This is a genomic window from Proteiniclasticum sediminis (assembly GCF_018128025.1).
GTDB classification, from domain to species: Bacteria; Bacillota; Clostridia; order Clostridiales; family Clostridiaceae; genus Proteiniclasticum; species Proteiniclasticum sediminis.
Map to the genome: position 1 here is coordinate 131908 of NZ_JAGSCS010000003.1, position 21536 is coordinate 153443.

At 54.0% G+C, this 21536-nt stretch carries 21 protein-coding genes and 1 tRNA gene; 17 read left to right on the forward strand and 5 right to left on the reverse strand.

The genetic code is table 11. From position 1 onward, the window contains the following. Positions 1-98 precede the first annotated feature (98 nt). The 11 genes from priA (at position 99) to KCG48_RS03750 (ending at position 11904) form a co-directional block, all read left to right on the forward strand. A complete protein-coding gene (gene priA, locus KCG48_RS03700) occupies positions 99-2282 on the forward strand; it encodes a primosomal protein N' (RefSeq protein WP_211799960.1) in 2184 nt (727 codons plus the stop codon). Between the two features lie 33 nt (positions 2283-2315). Further along, a complete protein-coding gene (gene def, locus KCG48_RS03705; RefSeq protein ID WP_211799961.1) occupies positions 2316-2831 on the forward strand; it encodes a peptide deformylase in 516 nt (171 codons plus the stop codon). Next, a complete protein-coding gene (fmt, locus tag KCG48_RS03710; protein WP_211799962.1) occupies positions 2832-3767 on the forward strand; it encodes a methionyl-tRNA formyltransferase in 936 nt (311 codons plus the stop codon). Next, entirely contained in the window at positions 3767-4459 is a 693-nt protein-coding gene (locus KCG48_RS03715) for a zinc metallopeptidase (RefSeq protein WP_211799963.1), read from the forward strand. Before fmt ends, KCG48_RS03715 begins: the two co-directional genes overlap by 1 nt. An 8-nt stretch (positions 4460-4467) precedes the next feature. Next, a complete protein-coding gene (rsmB, locus tag KCG48_RS03720; RefSeq protein WP_211799964.1) occupies positions 4468-5793 on the forward strand; it encodes a 16S rRNA (cytosine(967)-C(5))-methyltransferase RsmB in 1326 nt (441 codons plus the stop codon). 187 nt (positions 5794-5980) lie between these two features. After that, positions 5981-7006: a 23S rRNA (adenine(2503)-C(2))-methyltransferase RlmN gene (rlmN, locus tag KCG48_RS03725; RefSeq protein WP_211799965.1), complete on the forward strand. Its 1026-nt coding sequence runs from the start codon at positions 5981-5983 to the stop codon at positions 7004-7006. Positions 7007-7020: 14 nt separating this feature from the next. Further along, the gene (locus KCG48_RS03730; RefSeq protein WP_211799966.1) at positions 7021-7746 is read left to right on the forward strand and encodes a Stp1/IreP family PP2C-type Ser/Thr phosphatase; all 726 of its coding nucleotides are present in this window, start codon (positions 7021-7023) and stop codon (positions 7744-7746) included. Then, positions 7743-9638: a Stk1 family PASTA domain-containing Ser/Thr kinase gene (gene pknB, locus KCG48_RS03735; protein ID WP_211799967.1), complete on the forward strand. Its 1896-nt coding sequence runs from the start codon at positions 7743-7745 to the stop codon at positions 9636-9638. The genes KCG48_RS03730 and pknB overlap by 4 nt, the downstream gene beginning before the upstream one ends. 123 nt (positions 9639-9761) lie before the next feature. Beyond that, a complete protein-coding gene (gene rsgA / locus KCG48_RS03740) occupies positions 9762-10625 on the forward strand; it encodes a ribosome small subunit-dependent GTPase A (protein WP_211799968.1) in 864 nt (287 codons plus the stop codon). Continuing rightward, on the forward strand, positions 10619-11272 hold the full coding sequence (rpe, locus tag KCG48_RS03745) for a ribulose-phosphate 3-epimerase (protein ID WP_211799969.1): 654 nt from the start codon (positions 10619-10621) through the stop codon (positions 11270-11272). Before rsgA ends, rpe begins: the two co-directional genes overlap by 7 nt. Continuing rightward, entirely contained in the window at positions 11272-11904 is a 633-nt protein-coding gene (locus KCG48_RS03750) for a thiamine diphosphokinase (protein ID WP_211799970.1), read from the forward strand. Before rpe ends, KCG48_RS03750 begins: the two co-directional genes overlap by 1 nt. Positions 11905-11990: 86 nt before the next feature. Here the strand turns inward: KCG48_RS03750 and rpmB are convergent, their stop codons facing one another. Further along, positions 11991-12182: a 50S ribosomal protein L28 gene (gene rpmB, locus KCG48_RS03755; protein ID WP_211799971.1), complete on the reverse strand. Its 192-nt coding sequence runs from the start codon at positions 12180-12182 to the stop codon at positions 11991-11993. A 281-nt stretch (positions 12183-12463) separates the two neighbouring features. Here rpmB and KCG48_RS03760 point away from each other — a divergent pair, with 281 nt between their 5' ends. The 6 genes from KCG48_RS03760 to KCG48_RS03785 all read left to right on the forward strand — a co-directional run bounded on the left by KCG48_RS03760 (position 12464) and on the right by KCG48_RS03785 (position 18354). Continuing rightward, the gene (locus tag KCG48_RS03760) at positions 12464-12811 is read left to right on the forward strand and encodes an Asp23/Gls24 family envelope stress response protein (RefSeq protein ID WP_211799972.1); all 348 of its coding nucleotides are present in this window, start codon (positions 12464-12466) and stop codon (positions 12809-12811) included. 196 nt (positions 12812-13007) lie between these two features. Next, a complete protein-coding gene (locus tag KCG48_RS03765) occupies positions 13008-14636 on the forward strand; it encodes a DAK2 domain-containing protein (RefSeq protein WP_211799973.1) in 1629 nt (542 codons plus the stop codon). A gap of 41 nt (positions 14637-14677) precedes the next feature. Then, positions 14678-16699 carry an ATP-dependent DNA helicase RecG gene (gene recG / locus KCG48_RS03770; RefSeq protein WP_211799974.1) on the forward strand — a complete coding sequence of 674 codons (2022 nt, stop codon included), beginning with the start codon at positions 14678-14680 and terminating at the stop codon, positions 16697-16699. Positions 16700-16707: 8 nt separating this feature from the next. Next, positions 16708-17298: a 16S rRNA (guanine(966)-N(2))-methyltransferase RsmD gene (gene rsmD / locus KCG48_RS03775; protein WP_211799975.1), complete on the forward strand. Its 591-nt coding sequence runs from the start codon at positions 16708-16710 to the stop codon at positions 17296-17298. A 1-nt stretch (position 17299) separates the two neighbouring features. Continuing rightward, positions 17300-17800 (forward strand): pantetheine-phosphate adenylyltransferase, encoded by a 501-nt coding sequence (gene coaD / locus KCG48_RS03780; RefSeq protein ID WP_211799976.1) that lies wholly within the window; start codon positions 17300-17302, stop codon positions 17798-17800. After that, positions 17797-18354, forward strand: coding sequence for an ATPase (locus KCG48_RS03785; RefSeq protein WP_211799977.1), 558 nt, complete (start codon positions 17797-17799; stop codon positions 18352-18354). Before coaD ends, KCG48_RS03785 begins: the two co-directional genes overlap by 4 nt. Before the next feature lie 104 nt (positions 18355-18458). Here the strand turns inward: KCG48_RS03785 and KCG48_RS03790 are convergent, their stop codons facing one another. From KCG48_RS03790 to KCG48_RS03805, 4 genes are all read right to left on the reverse strand, one after another. Continuing rightward, positions 18459-19343, reverse strand: a complete 885-nt coding sequence (locus KCG48_RS03790; protein WP_211799978.1) for a hypothetical protein — start codon at positions 19341-19343, stop codon at positions 18459-18461. A 102-nt stretch (positions 19344-19445) separates the two neighbouring features. After that, complete coding sequence (locus tag KCG48_RS03795; RefSeq protein WP_211799979.1) at positions 19446-19979, reverse strand: GNAT family N-acetyltransferase; 534 nt, start codon at positions 19977-19979, stop codon at positions 19446-19448. Between the two features lie 78 nt (positions 19980-20057). Next, positions 20058-20134 (reverse strand) — tRNA-Pro (locus KCG48_RS03800). Positions 20135-20250: 116 nt separating this feature from the next. Beyond that, positions 20251-21444 carry a nucleotidyltransferase gene (locus tag KCG48_RS03805; protein ID WP_211799980.1) on the reverse strand — a complete coding sequence of 398 codons (1194 nt, stop codon included), beginning with the start codon at positions 21442-21444 and terminating at the stop codon, positions 20251-20253. Between the last annotated feature and the right edge of the window lie 92 nt (positions 21445-21536).

Below are 21536 nucleotides of genomic sequence, written 5' to 3' on the forward strand. Positions count from 1 at the left end.
TGAAGGAACCCACGAACCCACGGACTTCTGGGGGAAGCCGTGGAAGGGAAGGCCAACTCGTGTTATAATAACCACGTTAAGAAGGGGGGAGAAATGCGATGACCTATGCACAACTGGTGGTGAATCATGAAGCCCAGGCCATGGACCGGCTGTTTACCTATGGCGTTCCGGAAGGAAAGACCGTAGCCGTGGGGCAGCGGGTGAAGGTGCCCTTCGGTCAGGGAAACCGCCGAGTGGATGCCTTTGTGCTCCAGGTCACCGAGGAGGCTCCCCAGGATCTGAAGGGGCTGAAGGAGATCAGCACCATTTTTCCGGAAAGTTATTTTGAGAAAGAGCACCTTCCCCTCATCGAAGCGGTGAGGAGCCGCTATTTGGCCACCTATCTGGATGCGGTGAAGCTTCTTTTGCCCAAGGGACTGCTCCAGGGGATGACCTACAAGACCAGCGAGAAGCTCTATTTCGCCCGTCCGGGGGAAGGGAAGTATGCCGATCCCCGTTATCAGAGCATTCTTCAGGAGGTAAAAGCCCATCCGGGGGAATACATCAAAGCGGATCTCGTGCGCATGGGATTTTCCCAGAGCTCCGTGAATACCCTGATCAAACATGGATTCCTGGAAATTCTCAGCGAGAATCAGTACCGGGTCAACCGGCAGAGTTATCCGGATTATGCGCCCCGGGTGCTCAATGCCGCCCAGGAGCGTGCCGTGAAGGCCGTGACGGATACACCGGGCACCTATCTTCTCCATGGGATCACCGGTTCGGGAAAGACGGAGGTGTTCCTTGAACTCATCCGCCGAAATCTCGAGGCGGGCCATGACAGCATCATGCTGGTTCCGGAGATCAGTCTCACCCCCCAAATGATTGAACGCTTTAAAGGAAGATTCGGGAAGGACATTACGATCTTTCACTCCCGGCTCAGTGACGGGGAACGCCACGACGAGTGGCACCGGGTTCGCCAAGGCCGGGTGAAAATTGCCATCGGCGCCCGATCGGCCCTTTTCCTTCCCTTTCAGGATCTGCGGCTGGTCATCATCGACGAGGAGCATGAAAGCACCTATAAGTCGGAGATGAGCCCCAAGTATAATGCCAAGGAAATGGCGGAGTTCATGCTGGAACGAAAAGACGGAAGGCTGGTCATGGCGTCAGCGACCCCCTCCATTGAGTCAACCCTCCGGGCGGAGCGCGGCGAGATCACCAAACTGGAGCTGCCCGAGCGGGCCACCGCTGGGGTGCTTCCAGAGATGGAAATTGTGGATATGCGGGCGGAGCTCATGGCGGGAAACCGGACGATCTTCTCCCGGCCCCTCATGGCAGCCATGACGGAGGCCCTGGCCAAGGAAGAGCAGATCATTCTCTTTCTCAACCGCCGGGGATTTTCCACCTTTGTTTCCTGCCGCTCCTGCGGCTTTGTATTTAAGTGTCCCCAATGCGACATCAGTCTGACCTATCACCGGGACAATTCCCTCATGTGTCACCAGTGCGGCCAGCGCAAATATCTTCCCAAGACCTGTCCTTCCTGCAGCTCCAAATACATCAAACAGTTTGGCACCGGGACGGAAAAGGTGGAGGAAGCCATTCGGCAGGCCTTTCCCCAGGCCCGGGTCATGCGGATGGACCGGGATACTACCCGGCAGAAGGATGCCTATGAAACCATGTACCAGGATTTTAAAAACAATCGCTGCGATATCCTCATCGGGACCCAGATGATCAGCAAGGGGCTGGACTTCAAGGATGTGACCCTGGTGGGTATTTTAGCGGCGGATCTTTCCCTGAACCTGCCGGACTACCGGGCTTCGGAGAAGACTTTTCAGCTCATCACCCAGGTGGCCGGAAGGGCCGGCAGGGGGGATAAGCCGGGGAAGGTCATCATCCAGAGCTATTCGCCCGAGGAGAAAGCCATTGTGGCGGCAAAGGACCACGACTACGCCGGATTTTACCGCCAGGAAGTGGAAATGCGGAGGATGCTGCAAAATCCGCCCTTTTCGAAGATCCTGCAGATTATTCTGACTTCCCTTCAGGAGGAAGTCTTAATAAAAAATATACAGATCCTGGATTCGGTTTTAAGAAAATATTTGATAAAATATGATAAGATCATTGTGTTGGGGCCCAGCCCTTGTCTGATTTCCAAGATCAAAAACCAGCATCGCTGGCAGATCCTGCTGAAAGGGGACATTGGGGAAGAAACCGCCCAGGCGGTGAAGGAGCTGGTCCAGAGTACGCTGGGAAAAGCGCAGAAGGACCTGAAGGTCAGCATTGACATCAACCCCAACAGCATGATGTAAACACCAATGAGAATAAATGAAGAGGAGTATTTTATGGGATTACGAGAAATGAGAGTTGTACCGGACAGCATACTGCGAAAGAAGGCCAAGCCGGTGGCCGAAATGACCCCCCGCCTCCAGACCCTGGTGCGGGATATGTTCAACACCATGGATCATGAGGATGGAGTGGGCCTGGCGGCTCCCCAGGTGGGGATTCTGAAGCGGATTTTCACCGTGGGTGTGGGCGATGTGCGCCTGTGCTTTGTGAATCCGGAAATCCTGGAGACGAAGGGGGAAGTCCTGGACATCGAAGGTTGCCTGTCCATCCCCGGAGAAACGGGCATCGTGAAGAGACCCCAGTACGTGAAGGCCAAGGCCATGAATGAGAATGGCGAAGAGTTTGTCATCGAAGCCCAGAATCTTCTGGCTCGCTGCATTCTTCATGAGTATGACCATTTAGAAGGGGTCTTGTTCACCGACAAACTGGAGCCGGAGGATGAGGATTTCGAACCGGAAGAAACCGACGATGATTACCTCATCAGCCTGAACTTCCTGAAAAAGGAGAAGTAAATGAAGATCATTTTTATGGGCACACCAGATTTTGCTGTGCCTTCGCTTTGCGCCCTGGATGACTGCTATGGGGTATCCCTGGTGCTGACCCAGCCCGACAAGCCCGTGGGCAGGGGGAAGAAGGTTCGGTTTTCTCCCGTGAAGGAGGAGGCCATGAAACGCGGCATCGAGGTACTCCAGCCGGAGCGGCTAAGGCGGGATCAGGAGGTCATTGCCCGCATGAAGAGCCTGGAACCGGACTTCATCATCGTGGTGGCCTATGGGCAGATTCTGTCGGAGGAAGTGCTGGCCATTCCCCGCTACGGCTGCATCAATCTCCATGCCAGCCTGCTCCCGAAGCTTCGGGGGGCTGCGCCCCTGAATTATGCCCTCATCGAAGGGTATCAGGAGACGGGCAATACCACCATGCTCATGGACAAGGGTCTCGATACGGGAGACATGCTTTTAAGGGAAACTTATCCCATCGATGATAATCTAAACGTAGAAGAGCTCCATGACCGGCTCAGCCAAAGCGGAGGGGATCTCCTTCTGCGTACTGTGGAAGGGCTCCTTAACGGCAGCCTCACCGGAGAAAAGCAGGATTCCGCGGAATCCACCTATGCGCCTCTCATCACCAAGGAAACCTGCGAGATCGACTGGAATGTTTCGGCTAGGGAGATTCATAACCGAGTCCGGGGACTTTCTCCCGTTCCTGGCGCCGTATCCACCTTAGGTCAAGACCGGGTAAAGATCCTGGAGACCCTGGTGCTGAACCATGATTACCCGGAACCGGGAAAGATTGTGGAAGTGTCCAAGGATGGCATCCTGGTGGCAGCGGGCAAAGGGTCCGTTCTCATCAAGCGGCTGCAGTTCCCGGGAAAGAAACCCATGGCGGTGCGGGATTTCCTCAACGGTCACACGGTCACGGAGACCAAGTTTACAAGGAGTGATCTATAATGTTTCCTTATTTCACCATGGACTACACGATTATTTTCCTGATTCCGGCCATGCTGCTGGCCATGTATGCCCAGGGCAAGGTCCGGAGCACCTACAATATCTACTCCCGGGAGCGGGTAGCCAGCGGCATGAGCGGCGCTGAAGTAGCGCGGATGGTTCTGGACCGGTCCGGTCTTCCGAATGTCCGGATTGAGCGGGTTCCCGGAAACCTCACCGATCATTACGATCCTCGGACCAAGGTGCTGCGCCTCTCCGATGAGGTCTACAGCAAAGCCACCATCGCCTCCGCCGGTGTGGCCGCCCATGAGGCGGGTCATGCCATTCAGGACCAGGTGAGCTACGGTCCCCTGAAGCTCCGGGGACTCATGGTGCCCATGGCTAGCTTCGGCTCACGGTTTGCCATGCTCATCGTCATCGTGGGACTCATCTTCTCCATACCCACGATCATGGATGTGGGGATCCTTCTCTTTTCCCTGGTGGTTCTTTTCCAGCTCATTACCCTGCCCGTGGAGTTCAATGCTTCCCGCCGGGCTTTGGCGGTTCTGGGCGATTACCAGATTTTAAATTATGACGAAGTCCCCAAGGCCAAGAAGGTACTGGATGCTGCAGCCCTGACCTATGTGGCTGCTGCCTTCTCCGCCATCATGAGCTTAGTTCGTCTTCTGGTTCTTCGAAACCGGAGAAGGGATTAGGTGGATTCATGACGAAGAATGCCCGAGAAATCACGGTGGACGTCTTAAATCGAGTACTGTATCAGGGGGCATTTTCCAACCTGGCGTTGGATCATGCCTTTTCTTCTGCCGCCCTCAAGGAAGAGGACACGGGGCTGGTGACGGAACTGACCTATGGCACCCTGAAGCATCTCCTTACCCTGAACAAGATTCTGGAGGCCAATGTCTCCCTGCCCCTGAAGAAAATCGAGCGGTCGGTGCTGAACATCCTCCGGATCTCCATCTACCAGATGACGTATCTCGACCGGATTCCGCCCTATGCCGTCATCAATGAGGCGGTGAACCTGACGAAGAAGCTGGCGCCCAAAGCCAGCGGCTTTGTCAACGGGGTTCTGCGGGGCTACCTTCGGCATAAGGATGTCCCGTTGACCTACGCCTCTTTGGAGGAGGAACTGTCGGTGTCCTATTCTTTCCCCCTCTGGATGGTGAAGCTCTTTCAGGAGCAGTATGGTGAAGAGGCCCAGGCCATCCTGGCGGGACTCAATGAACGGCCGGCCATCACCTATCGGGTCAATACCCTGAAGATGACCCGGGAGGAAGCGTTGGACATCCTCCTGAAGGAGGGCTATAATGCCACACCGACCAAGATCTCACCCTATGGGATTGAAGTCCTGGGAGGAAGGGATGTGCAGCGGAACGTCCTCTTCCAGCAAGGGGTCCTCACGGTCCAGGACGAAAGCTCCATGCTGGTGGCACCGGCCCTGGTGGAGGAAAAGGCTTCCCGTTACCTGGATCTTTGCGCGGCTCCCGGGGGGAAAACCACCCATTTAGCGGAGCTCACCGGGGATCAAAAGGATATTCGCGCCTTCGACCTCTATGACAGCAAAATCCGGCTTATCACGCAAAATATCCAGCGGCTGGGCCTGACGAGCATCACGGCAAAGAAGCAGGATGCCACGGTGTTTCAGAAGGAGCTGGCAGGCAGCGCCCAGGTGCTGCTGGATGCCCCCTGCTCCGGACTGGGCATCATCCGGAAGAAACCGGAGATCAAGTACACCAAGGGAGTAGATGAGCTGGAGAGCCTGGTGGCGCTCCAGCGAGAGCTTCTTAGGGTCGTGAAAGACTATGTGCTTCCCGGCGGGCTTCTGGTCTACTCCACCTGTACCCTGAACCGGGCGGAAAATGAGGACAATGTCCGCTGGTTCCTGGAACAGAATTCGGATTTTGAAGCGGAACCCTTGTCCCTCCCTTCGGATCCCCGCCTGCTTGTCACGGCGGAAGGGTTTGTCACGGTGCTGCCGGGACAGACCATGGATGGGTTCTTCATTGCAAGGCTGCGGCGTAAAATCGTGTAAATCGGACTTCGCTTCATCTTTTCCGTAAGGGATGGGATGATCGCGAAGTCATTTCTTTGCGAAAAAGGGGAAAACCCTTGAACGGCAAACATCATAAAAGTTTAAAGAAATTTAACGGATTATATGTTAAAATTGAGGTTATGAAAAACGGACACCGGGTAAGGGGTCTGAATAAAGGAAGGAATTCATGCAGAATCTATTTGATCTGTCCCTGGAAGAGCTGAAAGCCTGGTTCGTCCGGCAGGGGGAACCCGCTTTCCGGGCAAAGCAGGTATATGACTATATTTATAAAGGATGCTACGAGGTGGAAGCCATGAAGACGCTGAATGCCAGCGCCCGAATGAAGCTTCAGGAGAACTTCACCATCGCCCTGCCCAGGATCGTGGAGAAGCGCATGTCGAAAGACGGCACGGTGAAGATGCTCCTAGGTCTGGAGGACGGCAACATCATCGAAACCGTCATCATGAAGTACCACTACGGCTATTCCGTGTGTGTCTCCTGCCAGATCGGGTGCAAAATGGGCTGCAGCTTCTGTGCCTCCACCAAGGGCGGCATGGTGCGCAACCTCACCGCCGGGGAGATCCTGGGTCAGGTGCTGGCTGCCGGCCAGCTGGTGGGGGAACGAATCTCCCATGTGGTGTGCATGGGCTCCGGCGAACCTTTGGACAACTTTGAGGAAGTGATGAAGTTTCTCGCCCTGGTCAATGCCAAGGAAGGGCTGAACCTTTCCCACCGGAACATCACCGTATCCACCTGCGGACTGGTGGACAAGATCTACGAGCTGGCGGACAAGAAGCTCCAGATCACCTTGGCCATTTCCCTCCATGCCGTCACCGACGAAAGCCGGAAGAAGATTATGCCTATAGCGAATAAATATAGTATCCATGAAATCCTAAATAGTGTAAAATATTACATGAATGCAACGGGCCGGCGAGTGACCTTTGAGTACGCTCTGGTCCGCGGCTCCAATGACACGGAGGCGGATGCCCATGCGCTGGCGGACCTTTTACGGTCGCTGAAAACCCATGTGAATCTCATCCCGGTGAATACCATCAAAGAAATGCTTTATCTGCCGTCATCGGACGAGTCCATCACCCGATTCCAGAAGATTCTTCTGGATCATGGCGTGGAGGCCACGGTACGGCGAGAAATGGGTTCGGACATCGATGCGGCGTGCGGACAGCTCAGACGAAGTTATCTGGAGAAAATCTAGGCAAGGAGATTGTGATGATCGAACGGATATCGGATATCGGGAATATCAGAAAACTCAACGAGGATACCTACGGCATTCTTGAGGATCCGCGGTTCAACCTTTTTGTCATCTGTGACGGAATGGGCGGGCATAATGCCGGGGAAGTGGCCAGTGCTCTGGCCAAGGACACGGTCCTGTCTTCCACGGCCAAGGACTTTCATGGGGAACATCCCCTGGAAGTCTTGGTGGGTGCCCTTTATGAGGCGAATCGGCTAATCCATACCCAGGCCATGGGCGAACGAACCTTAAGCGGCATGGGGACCACGGTCACGGCAGCGCTCTCGTATGGGGGTAAGCTCTATGTGGCCCATGTGGGGGACAGTTCCCTCTACCAGATCCGGGACGGCGGGATCCTGAAAATCACCCGGGACCACAGTCTGGTCCAGGAACTGGTGGATCAGGGGAAACTCGCTCCGGAAGACGCCAAGCACCATCCCAATAAAAATATCATCACCCGGGCTGTGGGAACCAACGGGGAAGTTACGGCGGACACCTGGGTCCTTGATACCCAGGAGGAGGATATCTACATCCTCTGCACCGACGGCCTCACGGACTATCTCGCCGACGAAGAGATCCTGGACGCCATTACCCATCATCAAGATCAGAAAGACTCCATGATTGCCCTGGCGAATTTGGCCAAGGAACGTGGCGGAAAAGACAATATCACGTTAGTAATTTTTGGAGGAGAAGCACTTAAATGATAGGAAGAATATTAGGAAAGCGATACGAAATCACCGAAAAGATCGCCCAAGGCGGGATGTCCACGGTGTACAAGGCTCTGGATCTCAATCTCAACCGCTATGATGCGGTGAAGATTCTGAAAGAGGAGTTTGCCCAGAATCCGGAGATTCTGGAGCGATTCAAGCAGGAAGCCAATGCGGTGGCGTTCCTTTCCCATCCCAACATCGTCAACATCTATAATGTGGGAAGCGAAGGGAATATCCACTACATCGTCATGGAGTATGTCAAGGGTCAGACCTTGAAAGAGATTATCCGCAGCAAGGGAATGCTCCCCAATGAGGAAATACTCAACTACTCCTACCAGATTTCCCGGGCTCTGGAGTCTGCCCATAACAGCAACATCATCCACCGGGACATCAAGCCCCATAATATCATCATCACCCGGGATAATCTGGTGAAGGTCACGGATTTTGGCATTGCCAAGCATTCGGATTCGGCCACCATCACCAATTCCGGGAAGATCATCGGCTCGGCGCATTATTTTTCCCCAGAGCAGGCCCGGGGAAATATGACGGATCGCCGCTCGGACATCTATTCCCTGGGTATTGTCATGTACGAAATGGCCACGGGCACCGTACCCTTTGATGCGGAAAGTCCCATCACCATTGCCCTGATGCATATGCAGGAACCCCTGCCTTCGCCCAAACTGAAAAATCCTCAGCTCAGCGACGGTCTGGAGCGCATCATCCTCCGTGCCACCGCCAAGAACCCCATCGACCGCTATCAGCGCATCGAAGATATGATGATGGACCTGAGAACCCTCATGGCCGGCGAACGGCTGGTGGGGGAAGTGAACCCAAATAACGGCAGCACCCAAATTATGGGGGCCGTAGTACCGGAGAGTAAGAAGATGAAGAATGACATTTATGACGACGAAAGACCATCCAGCAGCAAGAAGCGAGGCCTGATCATCGGGCTGGCCATGATCCTGGTGGTGGTGGTGGGTGCCCTCATCGGCAATGCCGTATTCAAGGGCATGAACAACAACAATCCCCCCATTGTGGCTGAAGACGAAGTGGCGGTTCCCAATCTCGTGGGCAAAACCCAGGAGCAGGCGGAAGCCGAGCTGAAGGCCCTGGGACTGGAGCTGGAAGTCACCTCCACGGAAACTTCCGATAAGCCCGAAGGCGAAGTGCTGCGCACCGTTCCGGAAGCCAACACCAAAGTGAAGAAGGGCGCCTCCGTGGGCGTCGTTTTAAGCGGCGGCCTGGAGAAGCTTCTGGTCCCGGATGTCACCGGATCCACCAAGGAAGCAGCGGAAATTACCCTGATGAACAATGGCTTCATCCTGGGCGGCGTTTCCGATGAATACAACGATACCATCCCCGCAGGGGAAGTCATCCGTCAGGATCCCATGGTGAACACCTCCATGCCCAAGGGAAGTCCCATCAGCATCGTGATTTCCAAAGGCCCGGAAGTGACCCTGTCTGCCGTGCCCGGACTGATCGGAAAAACTGAGCGGGAAGCTCAGGCGCTTCTGGAATCCAGAAACCTGGTGCTGGATCCGGTGATCAACAAGGTTCCCACGGGGGATGAAGCCTTGAACGGCCGAGTTTCTGCCCAGAACATTCCCGAAGGAACGGAAATCAAGCAGGGCTCCAGTGTCATCATCACCGTGTATGAGTACAAGACTGTGCAGATTCCCTTCAATCTGGTGGGAAAGAAAGCCAGCGAGGTCATGGCCCTCATCAATGCGGCCAACCTGAAGGGGGTCTATATCGCCGGCACCGAAAGCAGCGACATCGTGGTGGAAGTTTCACCTTCCTCCGGAACCCTGGTGCCCTATGGCTCCACCGTGGAGATCCTGGGTGAACCGGAACAGATCGGACCTCAGACACCTGCCAATCCGTAAAACTGAGCCTTCAGCCGGAACCTTCATCGGTTCCGGCTGTTCTGATGTCTCGCAAGATTTTTCGGCAGGAAAGGAAAAATCGTCTATAATGGAAGAAGAATCATCAAAAAAAGGACGGATGCAATGGAAGGAATTATTATCAAGGGAATTGGCGGGTTCTATTATGTTCGAACCGATGCCGGCGTGCTGGAGTGCAAAGCCCGGGGGATTTTCCGAAAAAACAAGGAAACGCCCATGGTAGGGGATTATGTCACGGTGGTGGCTACCCCGGAGGGCAATACCGTGGACAAGATCCACCAGCGAAAAACGGAGCTGGTCCGGCCCTTTGTGGCCAATGTGAGCCAGGCCTATGTGGTTTTTGCCATGCACAACCCGGACATCAATCACGATCTTTTGCATAAATTTGTCCTGTCTCTGGAAGCGAGCGGGATAACGCCGGTCCTGGTCTTCAACAAGACGGACCTGGCGACGGAAGAAGAAAGGGAAGCTCTCGTGGAGGAGTTCGTGGGCACCAGCTACCGAATTTACTTCATTGAAGCCAAAGAGAAGAAAGGCCTCGAGCCTCTTTTGGAGCAGCTGTCCGGGGAGATCACCGTGCTCTGCGGTCCTTCGGGGGCGGGAAAATCCACCCTGCTCAACAAGCTCTCCGGCGTGGAACAGATGGAGACCGGCGCCATCTCCGTTAAGCTCAACCGCGGCAAGCATACCACACGGCACAGTGAGCTCATCGAGGTCCATGGCGCTCTGCTGGTGGATACCCCAGGGTTCTCCAACATGGATTTTTCGCTGGATCCTTTGGAACTGAAAAATCTATTTCCGGAATTTGCCCCCTATGCCGGGGAATGCCGTTTCCTGGGCTGTAATCACGACAAAGAGCCAGACTGCCGGATCAAGTCGGAAGTGGGAAAATCCATTTCCCCCATGCGGTATGAATTTTATGTCAAAACCTATCATGAACTGTTAGAGGAGAAGAAACGAAAATGGTAAAAATAGCCCCATCCATACTTTCTGCAGATTTTGCCCGCCTGGGCGAGGAGATTACGCGCACCGTCGAGGCGGGGGCGGACTGGATCCACATCGATGTCATGGACGGATCCTTTGTTCCCAATATCAGTTTTGGTCTGCCGGTGATGAAAGCCATCCGCCCCTATACGGATCGGCTCTTTGATGTACACCTGATGATCGTAAACCCCAGCGCCTACTTCGATGATTTCATCGATGCCGGGGCGGACCTCATCAACTTCCACTATGAAGCGGAAACCCATATTGACCGGGCCATTGCCAAGATCAAGTCCCGGGGCGTAAAAGCGGGCATCACCTTGAATCCGGCCACCCCGGTCTCGGTGCTGAAACACGTGCTGCCTCTCCTGGATCTGGTGCTGATCATGTCCGTGAACCCGGGCTTTGGCGGACAGAGCTTTATTCCCTATACCCTGGATAAGGTGCGGGAACTGCGGCAAATGGCCAGCGAGGTGAATCCGGACCTTCTCATTGAGATTGACGGCGGGATGACGGTGAAGACCATCAAGTCTGCTGTGGAGGCCGGTGTGGATGTGGTGGTGGCCGGTTCTGCCGTGTATCAGAATGGAGCCATTGCAGAGAACCTGGCTGCTCTGCGTGCGGCGGCTCTGTGATGCGCGTCCTCATCGTTTCGGGGGGAGAAGCGCCCAGTAAAGGGCTCTTCTGGGGACTTTACCGTCCCGGGGATATCCTCATCGGAGCGGATAAAGGGGCAGAGTTTTTTCTGCAGGAAGGGGTAACCCCGGATCTTCTTCTGGGGGATTTTGATTCCATTTCCCCCGAGACCCTCTCATTTTTCGAAGGTAAGTGCAGGATCCTTCGATTTGCTGCAGAAAAAGACTTCACCGACACCGAGGCGGCGTACCAGGAAGCCCTAACCTGGCATCCCCAGGAGATTTATCTTTTGGGCTGCACGGGTACAAGGCTAGACCATTTTCTGGGGAATCTCTCCCTCCTGGATCGGGCGGAAAAGGCCGGGATCCGGGCCTATCTGCAGGATGACCACAATAAGATTTTTATCCTGGGAAAGTCGGGGAAAATTTGCAAGGACTTTGGCGACTATGTCTCTTTCCAGGCCTATGGCGGCCCTGTGGAGAACTTTGGACTCCGGGGGACGCAGTACCCTTTGGAGGACTACACGCTGCGGCTGGGGGATCCCCGCACCGTGTCCAATGTCATCACTGGGGAAGAGATGGAAGTGTCCTTCTCCGCAGGAACTCTGCTGGTGCTCCTGACCCGGGACTGAAGAAAACCCCCGCAGGAGGATTCCTGCGGGGGTTCAGCACAAAGTAAAATAGCCAGCCCCGAAGGACTGGCTACAATGTTTTCCTGCTATACTGCTCTTTCAACCTTACCGGAACGTAAGCATCTTGTGCAGACGTTAACTCTCTGGGGAGTTCCGTTAACAACAGCACGTACTCTTTTCAGGTTCGGTGCCCAGGTTCTCTTGGACTGTCTGTTGGAATGAGAATACTGGTTTCCAGCAACCACACCCTTGTTACAAATATCGCATCTTCTTGCCATTAAAATACACCTCCTCCTGAGAGACTGATCTTCTCAAAAGCTTTATGAATATTGATTGTTTAGAACAAATAATATTCTATCATAAGGTTTGGGGAGAATGCAACATAATTTTGTCCCGAACTTCTTTCTCGAACTTCTTTCTGTTGAAGTATAATCAAAAATATAATATTATAATAGAGATAAGAAACCCGAAAGGGCGGAAATATCCTGTCAGGCCGAGGGAGAATGGACGCGGAATAACCGTCGCTTTTAAAGCTGCAAGGATAAGAGGAGGAATTGTCATGATCGGATTAACCAACGAACTGGGGTATATATCCTATACAGAAGAGGTCATAGCCAATCTCGTGGGTCTGTCCACCATGGAATGTTATGGGGTTGTGGGCATGGCGGCAAAGAATACCAAGGATGGCCTGTGGGAACTCATCCGGGTGGAACACCTCAATAAGGGCGTTCGCATCAATGCCAAGAATAATGAGCTGTCCATCGAACTCTTTGTGGTGGTGGAGTATGGCACCAAGATTTCCGTCATCGCCAGCAATATTATTCAGAAGGTCCGCTACAATGTGGAAAACCATCTGGGCCTCAAGGTCAACAGTGTGGTGGTGAATATTGAGGGTGTCCGGTTCTAAGATAACGGGACAGATCTTAAATAATCATGAAGACCCCGAGGATAAATTTGCGTTGCGCTGCTGAGCCTGAGTATAATTAGGAATAGTATCGATTTTTGGGAAACCCTTATCCAGGGTTTTCTTCAAGTTTACCCTCATGAAGGATAGATTGGCATGGACAGTAGCAAGGTTGTCCATAGTGCAGGAGGAAAGATCAATGAACTACAATAAAATCAATGGACAGCACTTTTTAAGCATGGTGTCCAATGCCAACATCAGGCTGGAAAATGAAAAGGCCTATGTGGATTCTCTCAATGTGTTTCCCGTGCCGGATGGCGATACGGGAACAAATATGTCCATGACCTTCAAGGCTGCAGTGCAGGAGATTGAGGGCATGACCACCACATCCATCGGAGAGGTATCCAAAGTCATGGCCAAGGGAGCACTCATGGGTGCCCGCGGGAACTCCGGGGTTATTCTTTCCCAGATCTTCCGCGGCATAGCCAAGGGCCTGGAAGGGAAAGAAGAGGTCAACGCCTATGAGTTCGCCCTCTGTCTTCTGGAAGGCTCCAAGTCGGCTTACCGTGCCGTGATGCGTCCCACCGAAGGGACCATCCTCACCGTCATCCGGGAAGTGGGCGAGAAGGGGATAGAAGTTCATACGGACAACGTCACCGAGTTCATGGGGAAAGTGGTGGAAATCGCCGGCGAGACCCTGGAAAGAACGCCCGATCTTCTTCCCCAGCTGAAGGCGGCCAATGTGGTGGATTCCGGCGGCATGGGTCTTCTCATCATTCTGAAGGGAATGTTTGAAGCTCTGGAAAGCGGACTGAAGCTGGCGGAAAAGAAAGCGGAAGCCTCCTTCGAGGAATATGTGGCGGCCCGGGATACCCATACGGAAATCACCTTCGGCTACTGCACCGAGTTCATCATTTTGTCTGAGCCGGATCAGGGCGAGTTCAAGGCTTACCTGGAAACCATGGGCGATTCCATCGTCTATGTGGGCTACGACGATATCATCAAAGTACACATTCATACGGATAATCCGGGACTGGTCCTGGCAGAAGCCGGAAAGCGCGGCGAGCTGACCAAGATCAAGATCGAAAATATGCGGGAGCAGCACCGCAACCTCCAGATCACGGAGGAACATCCCGTGGCCGTGGAAAAGCCGGTGATGCCGGAAGTGAAGGAGAAGTATGCCTTCATCTCCGTCTCCATGGGCGACGGGATCAAGGATGTCTTCATGGACCTGGGCGTTAAGCACGTCATCTCCGGAGGACAGACCATGAATCCTTCCACCCAGGACATTGTGAAGGCCATTGAGGAAACCAATGCCGAGCACATCATCATTCTGCCCAACAATAAAAACATCATCATGGCGGCCAACCAGGCCAAGGACATTTCCAGCAAGGATGTTTATGTCATTCCTACCAAGACCATACCCCAGGGTGTGGCTGCACTGACCGCCTTCAATCTGGAAGCGGATATGGAAACCAACTATGATGCCCTCATGGCCAGCCTGGAAACCGTGAAATCCGGTTCCGTCACCTATGCGGTGCGGGATACGGAAATCGACGGGAAGGAAATCAAGCAGGGGGATTACCTGGGACTTCTGGAGAGCAAGATCAAAGAAGCCCGCACCGATCTCTACGGGCTCACGGAAGATCTCATCGCCGCCATGGTGGATGAGGACAGTTCCTCCATCACCCTCTTCTACGGGGAAGATGTTCAGGAAGAGGAGTATCAGCGCTTCCTGGAGAAACTGGAAGAAAAGTATCCCGACCTTGATGTCATGAGTGTCAGCGGTAAACAGCCGCTTTACTACTTCATCATTGCGGTGGAGTAAACCAAAGAAGGCTTCGGCCTTCTTTTTTTAGGAGGAGTTTTATGGAGATCAATGATTCCATCCGGGTCCTCAAGGGTGTGGGGGAGAAGACCGGACTTTTACTGGAAAGCCTGGGAATTTTTACCCTGCTGGACCTTTTGCTCTATTTTCCCCGGGCCTATGACACGTTTCGGGATGCCGAAGAGTCTTATTTCAATGGTCAGGATAAACTGAAGCTTTCCGCAACGCTGCTGAAAAAAACTAGACCCATCCGCACCGGTGGGGGACGAACCCTGACCACCCTGACCTTCGATACGGAGTATGGCCCCCTGAAGGCCATGTATTTCAATATGCCCTATATCGGCAACGCCTTCCAGGTGGGGGAGAATTATCGCATCACGGGGAAGTTCCTCCGAAAAGGGAAAAATCTGGAGACGGTGAATCCGGCGCTTCTTCGGGAAGATGTGGAGATCATTCCGGTATATCCCCTAAGTAAGGGCGTGACGAACCATCTCCTGAGAAGACTGCTCACCCAGGTGCTGGAGCGGGTGATCTTCAATGAGAATCTGCCGTCCTCCATCCTCCAGGAGGAGGGGTTGGTGCCCCTGGACGAAGCCGTTCGCAATCTTCATTTCCCCGCCGATGAGGAGAAGCTCCGTCAGGCCTTGACCCGCATGCGGTTCCAGGAAATGTTTGCCTATTCCATGAAAATCCTCCTGGCCCGTTCCCTGCGCGATGCCAGCACCGCAGGGCAGGTCTTCCGCATGAGTCCCCGGCTGGCCCAGCTGAAGGAAGCCATTCCTTTCCAACTTACTCCTGCCCAGAACCGGGTCATTCGGGAAATCCTCCAGGATCAGAAGAAGTCCGCCCCCATGAACCGGCTACTCCAGGGGGACGTGGGTTCGGGGAAAACCATTGTCGCCCTCATCACCCTTTTCAATGTGGTGGAGAATGGCTGTCAGGGGGCGTTCATGGCGCCCACGGAAATTCTGGCCAAGCAGCACTACAAGGAAGCGGTGAGACTACTCAGTCCCTTTGGCGTCGAGATCGAGGAACTCACCGGATCCACGAAAAAGAAGGACCGGGAACGGATCCTCCAGGCTCTAAGGGAGGGAAAGCCCATGATTGTGGTGGGCACCCATGCCCTCATTGAGGAAGATGTGGAGTTTTCCCATCTGGGGATGATCGTCACCGATGAGCAGCATCGCTTTGGGGTGAATCAGCGGGCAAGACTGCGAAACAAGAGCCAGGAGGCGGAGGTGCTCGTCATGAGCGCCACGCCCATTCCCCGCACCATGGCACTGACCCTGTATGCGGATCTGGATCTTTCGGTCATCGATGAAATGCCGAGGGACCGAAAGATTATCGAGACCGAACTCCTGGATGCCCGGGAACGGGAAAAATGCTACCGGAAGGTCCGGGATGAGGTGGCCAAGGGTCGCCAGGCCTATGTGGTGACGCCACTCATCGATCTGGATGAGGAGGGAGAACTGAATTCGGTCATGGGTCTCTATGAAGAGCTCTCAAAAGGGGAGCTGAAGGGTATACGCCTGGGGGTTCTCCATGGTAAAATGACCTCAAAGGAAAAGGACCGGGTCATGGGGGAGTTTTCCCTGGGAGAGCTCCAGGTCCTCATCGCCACCACGGTCATCGAGGTGGGGGTGAATGTACCCAATGCCAGCGTCATGGTCATTGAGAATGCCGAGCGCTTTGGGCTGGCCCAGCTCCATCAGCTCCGTGGCCGCGTGGGGCGAGGGGCCTATCAGTCCTACTGCATCATGCTGGCCCAGATTCGCAGCCAGACCACCCGGGAACGGCTGGAGATCATGGTGAAGAGCCACGACGGGTTCTTCATCGCCGAAGAGGATCTGAAGCAGCGGGGGACGGGGGAGCTCTTCGGGGTTCAGCAGAGCGGAAACTCGGGTCTTGTGCTTTCCGATCTTACCCGGGACTATGCGCTTTTCCAGAAGGCTCACCGTCATGCGCGAACGGTCTATGGGGGGAACTCCCCGGAGGATCAGCGGCTGAGGGCCCAGATCCTTGACCGGATTCAGCGCAGCTTAAAATACATCAGTTTGGATTAGGAGAAATCATGAGAATTATTGCAGGGACTGCCAAGGGCAGAAAGATACTTTCACCGAAGAACGAGGGAAGAATTACCGTGAAGGGGGATCTCCACGCCACCCGTCCCACCCTGGACCGGGTGAAGGAAAATATGTTCAACATCATCGGCCATAAAGTCTATGGGGCGAAGGTGCTGGATATGTTCGCCGGAACCGGCAGTCTTGGGCTGGAAAGCGCCAGCCGGGGAGCCCGGGAAGTGGTTTTCCTGGAGCGTTTCCAGGAGACCTACGGGATTCTCCGTCAAAACATCGAAACCTTAGGGTTTTCCGGGGGTTCCCGGACCTATGCCCGGGATTCCTACGAATTCATAAAAAGTTTAGGTGTGGGCGCGGAAAAGTTCGATATAATATTTGTAGATCCGCCTTATTTGAATCATATGGTGGACGAAGCCATCAAGCTCATCGAAAGCCGGGATCTCCTTACTCCCCAAGGGGTGATTGTCACGAAGTATGACAGCGAGGAACCCGTCTATCTGCCCCATGGCATCTATGAGCTGGTGGATCAGCGAAAATACGGAAAAACCGTATTGGCCTTCTACCAGATGAAAGTGGAGGAGTAAGATGAAAGTTGCAGTCTATCCTGGCAGTTTTGATCCCCTGACCCTGGGGCATTTGGATATCATCGTCCGTTCCGCGAAGCTTTTTGACAAAGTCATCGTGGCGGTTCTTCGAAATGTGGAGAAGAAGGGACTCTTCACCATTGAAGAAAGAGTGAAGATGATTAAGAAACTCGTGGGAAAGTATGGTAATATTGAAGTAATGAGTTTTGAAGGGCTTCTCGTGGATTTCATGAAGAGTGTGGATTCCCAGATCATCGTCAAAGGACTCCGGATCGGCATCGACTTTGACTATGAGCTTCAGATGGCCCACATGAACCGGAAGCTCTCCCAGGAGGGCGTGGAGACGGTGCTCATGATGGCCAGCACGGAATATTCCTACATCAGTTCTTCCTCCGTGCGGGAAATTCTGCATTTCAAGGGCAGCATTAGGGGCTTTGTCCCTGAAGAGATATTAGGTGAAATCTATGAGAAAGTCGGAATCGATGGAGGGAAAGTGGAATGAAAGATAACTATGAGGTGACATCCCGGAGAATCGAAATCACGGGGCTGGTGGAGGTTCTTCAGGAAATTGTGGAGGATGGCTCCAAGATGCCCTTCTCCAAGAAAATTCTAGTGGATCGGGAAGAAGTGAATACCATTCTGGACGAGATCATTCAGTCCATCCCGGAAGATCTTCGCACCGCCCAGTGGGTCCTGGCAGAAAAGGACCGTATTCTGACCGAAGCCCGGACGGAGTATGAACGGACCAAGGCTGAAGTGGATCGGATGATGCAGGAAAAGGTCAATAATCATGATCTGGTGAAAGAGGCGGAAGCCAAAGCCCAGGAAATTCTCAGCAAAGCCCAGACTGAGGCCAAGCTTGTGCGGCTGTCCGCTCGGGATTATGCGGATTCCCTCCTTTCGGATCTGGAAACGGAGATCCGAAAGAAGAATCAGGAAATGATGCTCAGCTACAAGAACCTCTTTGAAGGTTTTGTCCAGGAGTACAACAAGACCTTCACCTCCACCAGTCTGACCATTAAGGAAAACATTAAAGAACTTCGAGAAATGAAATAGGCAGTACTGTAAAGGCTGCGCTGAAAAACCTCCGACAAGGAGGTTTTTTCATAGGAAAAAGCCCGTTCTCCACGATTTGGAAAACGGGCTTTTGATCGTTTCGGTTAGGATGCTGCCAGTTCTTCTTCCACGTCCTCAAGCTTGGCGTTGAGTTTCAGGAGAATTCCCTGGAGGGCCGCGATGAACTCATCGATGCGGTCCAGATTGGCGTCAATTTTTCCCCGGATGCTCCAGTCGGAGAAGATATTGTCGAAGGCAATATCGAAAAACTTCTCCGTGCCGGAGATGACTTCGAGTTTTTGGCCCAAGGCCATATCCACATCCTGGAGCTCCTTCATCATGAGGCTTTGGGAAGCGCTGATGGCGGAAACGATCTCATTGGCTTCGTCGATGCGGGAGTATTTCATGACATCGGTGAGGAGTCCGCCGCCGAAGAAGGTGTCATAGGTGGACCATCCTCGGGCTTTGCCGAAGCTTTCTTCGGCTTTTTCAGCTAAAGTCATGACGTGTTCCACGGCGTTCACGGCTTCCACGAGCTCCTTGCGGAGGCTGTGGAGCTGGCTGCGCTTTCGGGTGAGCTCTTCCTTCAGTGCCTGACCCTCGGGGTAATCCGTGAGGATCAGGTGGGTGAGGCGTGCTTTCTCGGCCTCCAGAGCACTTAGCTGCTCGGTGAGCCGCTGGTTTTCCTGGATGAGGAGGCTGAGGGAAACCGTATAGTCATCATACTTCATCTTGGCTTCCACGTATTCCTGGTATTCCTTGGTATAGGCCTCTTCGGAATTTCCCCGGAGCTTGCGGACGATCCGCGCCAGGGAGAACTCCTGGAGCATATCCACATCGCGCTTTTCCTGTTCCATGGCCAGGAGGAATGCCTCCTTCTGGCGTTTTGCGCTGTCCATCATGCCCTGCATGTCCTGCTTTTTTCGTTTCAGCACCTGCAGTTCTTCTTCGGTGCAGTGCAGCTGGTCCTGTGCTTCCTGATAGTTCATTTCGTTGTGGCGGGCCTAAGCCCGCTTCCTCCTTCTGTCCATGATTTTGCATAGGCTAATTATAGCGTAAATGTTTTGGAAATGGCGGATCTTCAGAGAACTTTAATCGGTGAGGATCCGTTCATAGAGCCGGAACCACTTCAGGTGGGGATAGGGCAGACCCAGATCCACCAGGCCGCAGGGCAGAAATCCTTCGGACTCGTAAAGGGCCATGGCGGGGAGATTCTTTTCCCAGACGTCCAGGCGAAGGCTCCTCATCTGGCGGCGTTTTCCCTCTTCCACGGCAAAGCGCAGCAGGGCGCGGCCGATCCCCTGCTGTTGGGCCTTGGGGTGGACGGCGAAGGTGTGGATCACGAAGATCTTTTCATAATCCTGTGCGTTGTCCCAGAGTCCTTCTCCATAGGCAGGTTCGGGATCATGGCTGAGAATGAGGGTGCCGAGAATCTCATCTTCTAGGCAGGCGACAAAAAGGGTCTGGGTGAGAATCCCCTGGAGGGCGGTGTCGCGGGCCGGGTAGATTCCTTTTTTCCATCCGGGGTGGTTCACTCCCTGTTCCAAGGCGTCGTTCAGGGCATCATAGAGATTTTCCAGGGCATCCAGATCCTTGAGGGTGCCTTTGCGAATGATCGGTTCCATGAGGGTCTCCTTTTCAATAGAAGAGTGAGGATAAGTAAAAAGAGGCCTGATCTTCATCAGGCCTCTCCATGTTCCTTATGGTCGGGATGACAGGATTTGAACCTGCGACTTTATCGTCCCGAACGATACGCGCTACCAAGCTGCGCTACATCCCGAAAACGGAACATTGCTATTATAACGCGAATCGCAGCAAGGTTCAAGATGCCCATGGGAGTTTTTGCCAAAACTTCCGGGGAAACTTCGGGGGAAGGCTTCTGGAGGAAGGTTCAGCCTAGGGCTTGGGGAACCCTTGGTAGTCCCAGGCGGGATCGTAGTGGGCGTTAACTAGGGCATAGATTTGCGATGCCCGCTGGTCGGCCTTCTGGAACTCATCCAGGGTTCGGCTGAAATTATGCCTAAGGTCCAGGGTCCGGGTCTTTCGCACCGAGGCGAGGATTTCCCGTCCCCGTTCATTGCAGGCGAGAATCTTCACCGACGGCGGGGTGGTTCGGCGAAGCCGGACCAGGTCCGCCTGGTCCAGCCCCAGGAGAAACTGAAAGAGTATCCGGGAGATTCTAGTATGGGTATACCGCTTGGTTTTAACCTCCTGGAGAAACTCCGCCAGGGTTTCCTCCCGCAGGTGGGAAAGCTTAGACAGGATCCGCTGGTCCAGCCCTTCCTGGGCGTCGGGCAGCCGGGCCAGGTCATGGCCTTCCAGGAGAAGACGGTAGAGGAGCAGGGGCCTGAAGTCCTCTTCCGTGACAAAGGGATACCCCGCAGTTTTCAGGTCTTCCAGGGTGGCTGCCACCGCAGAGGGGATGAATCCATGCCAGGAAGCATCCTCCAGGATCCCTTTGCGCAGGGCTGTGGCGGAGGCAAACTGCTCCTCCTGGAGCGTCTGGTCGTGGTAGTCTTTTCCTTGGCGCCGGAGGGTATAGGGGGTGATGGGGGAACCCAGGCGGATGAGGGCTTTCAGGTATTCAATGCCCAGGATGTTGTTGGGGCTTTTGGCCATGGCGGGATCCAGGGAAGCGTCATAGGCGAGGAGGGCTTCACTGCGGGCTACGGGATAGGAGAGTCCCTTGGCCAGGGCTTCCTGGAGGTGGGCCTGATAGACGGGAGGTTCTGCCGAGAGGATGTGGGCGATCTTCTGTAGGGGTGCCAGGTCTCCTGCTTCCGATCCGAAGGAGAGGAGATCCACCCCGTGAAGAGCATCGAGAATTCTCACCGCTCCTTCGGCAAAAAACTCCGCCGAGGAAAGGGCAAAGGGGACGGGGAGTTCCAGGACCAGATCCGCTCCGCCCAAAAGGGCCATCTCCGCCCGGCGGTATTTGTCCACCAGGGCAGGATTGCCCCGCTGGACAAAGTTTCCGGACATGAGGGCGAGAATATGGGTGGCGCCCGTTTCTTCCCGGGTTTTCCGGATCTGATACTCGTGTCCTTTATGGAAAGGATTATATTCGGAAATGATGGCCGCAGTTTTCATGGAGCGTTCTCCTTCAGAATATGGTTATTTATACTGTATTTCTATTTCATTTTACGTCCTTTGACTTGAAAAGGGCAACAGGTAAGTTGTAT

Excerpts from the sequence above, each read along its gene's own strand:
- priA (WP_211799960.1), top strand. The coding sequence starts at position 99 with ATGACCTATGCACAACTGGTGGTGAATCATGAAGCCCAGGCCATGGAC.
- def (WP_211799961.1), top strand. The coding sequence starts at position 2,316 with ATGGGATTACGAGAAATGAGAGTTGTACCGGACAGCATACTGCGAAAG.
- fmt (WP_211799962.1), top strand. The coding sequence starts at position 2,832 with ATGAAGATCATTTTTATGGGCACACCAGATTTTGCTGTGCCTTCGCTT.
- KCG48_RS03715 (WP_211799963.1), top strand. The coding sequence starts at position 3,767 with ATGTTTCCTTATTTCACCATGGACTACACGATTATTTTCCTGATTCCG.
- rsmB (WP_211799964.1), top strand. The coding sequence starts at position 4,468 with ATGACGAAGAATGCCCGAGAAATCACGGTGGACGTCTTAAATCGAGTA.
- rlmN (WP_211799965.1), top strand. The coding sequence starts at position 5,981 with ATGCAGAATCTATTTGATCTGTCCCTGGAAGAGCTGAAAGCCTGGTTC.
- KCG48_RS03730 (WP_211799966.1), top strand. The coding sequence starts at position 7,021 with ATGATCGAACGGATATCGGATATCGGGAATATCAGAAAACTCAACGAG.
- pknB (WP_211799967.1), top strand. The coding sequence starts at position 7,743 with ATGATAGGAAGAATATTAGGAAAGCGATACGAAATCACCGAAAAGATC.
- rsgA (WP_211799968.1), top strand. The coding sequence starts at position 9,762 with ATGGAAGGAATTATTATCAAGGGAATTGGCGGGTTCTATTATGTTCGA.
- rpe (WP_211799969.1), top strand. The coding sequence starts at position 10,619 with ATGGTAAAAATAGCCCCATCCATACTTTCTGCAGATTTTGCCCGCCTG.
- KCG48_RS03750 (WP_211799970.1), top strand. The coding sequence starts at position 11,272 with ATGCGCGTCCTCATCGTTTCGGGGGGAGAAGCGCCCAGTAAAGGGCTC.
- rpmB (WP_211799971.1), bottom strand. The coding sequence starts at position 12,182 with ATGGCAAGAAGATGCGATATTTGTAACAAGGGTGTGGTTGCTGGAAAC.
- KCG48_RS03760 (WP_211799972.1), top strand. The coding sequence starts at position 12,464 with ATGATCGGATTAACCAACGAACTGGGGTATATATCCTATACAGAAGAG.
- KCG48_RS03765 (WP_211799973.1), top strand. The coding sequence starts at position 13,008 with ATGAACTACAATAAAATCAATGGACAGCACTTTTTAAGCATGGTGTCC.
- recG (WP_211799974.1), top strand. The coding sequence starts at position 14,678 with ATGGAGATCAATGATTCCATCCGGGTCCTCAAGGGTGTGGGGGAGAAG.
- rsmD (WP_211799975.1), top strand. The coding sequence starts at position 16,708 with ATGAGAATTATTGCAGGGACTGCCAAGGGCAGAAAGATACTTTCACCG.
- coaD (WP_211799976.1), top strand. The coding sequence starts at position 17,300 with ATGAAAGTTGCAGTCTATCCTGGCAGTTTTGATCCCCTGACCCTGGGG.
- KCG48_RS03785 (WP_211799977.1), top strand. The coding sequence starts at position 17,797 with ATGAAAGATAACTATGAGGTGACATCCCGGAGAATCGAAATCACGGGG.
- KCG48_RS03790 (WP_211799978.1), bottom strand. The coding sequence starts at position 19,343 with ATGAACTATCAGGAAGCACAGGACCAGCTGCACTGCACCGAAGAAGAA.
- KCG48_RS03795 (WP_211799979.1), bottom strand. The coding sequence starts at position 19,979 with ATGGAACCGATCATTCGCAAAGGCACCCTCAAGGATCTGGATGCCCTG.
- KCG48_RS03805 (WP_211799980.1), bottom strand. The coding sequence starts at position 21,444 with ATGAAAACTGCGGCCATCATTTCCGAATATAATCCTTTCCATAAAGGA.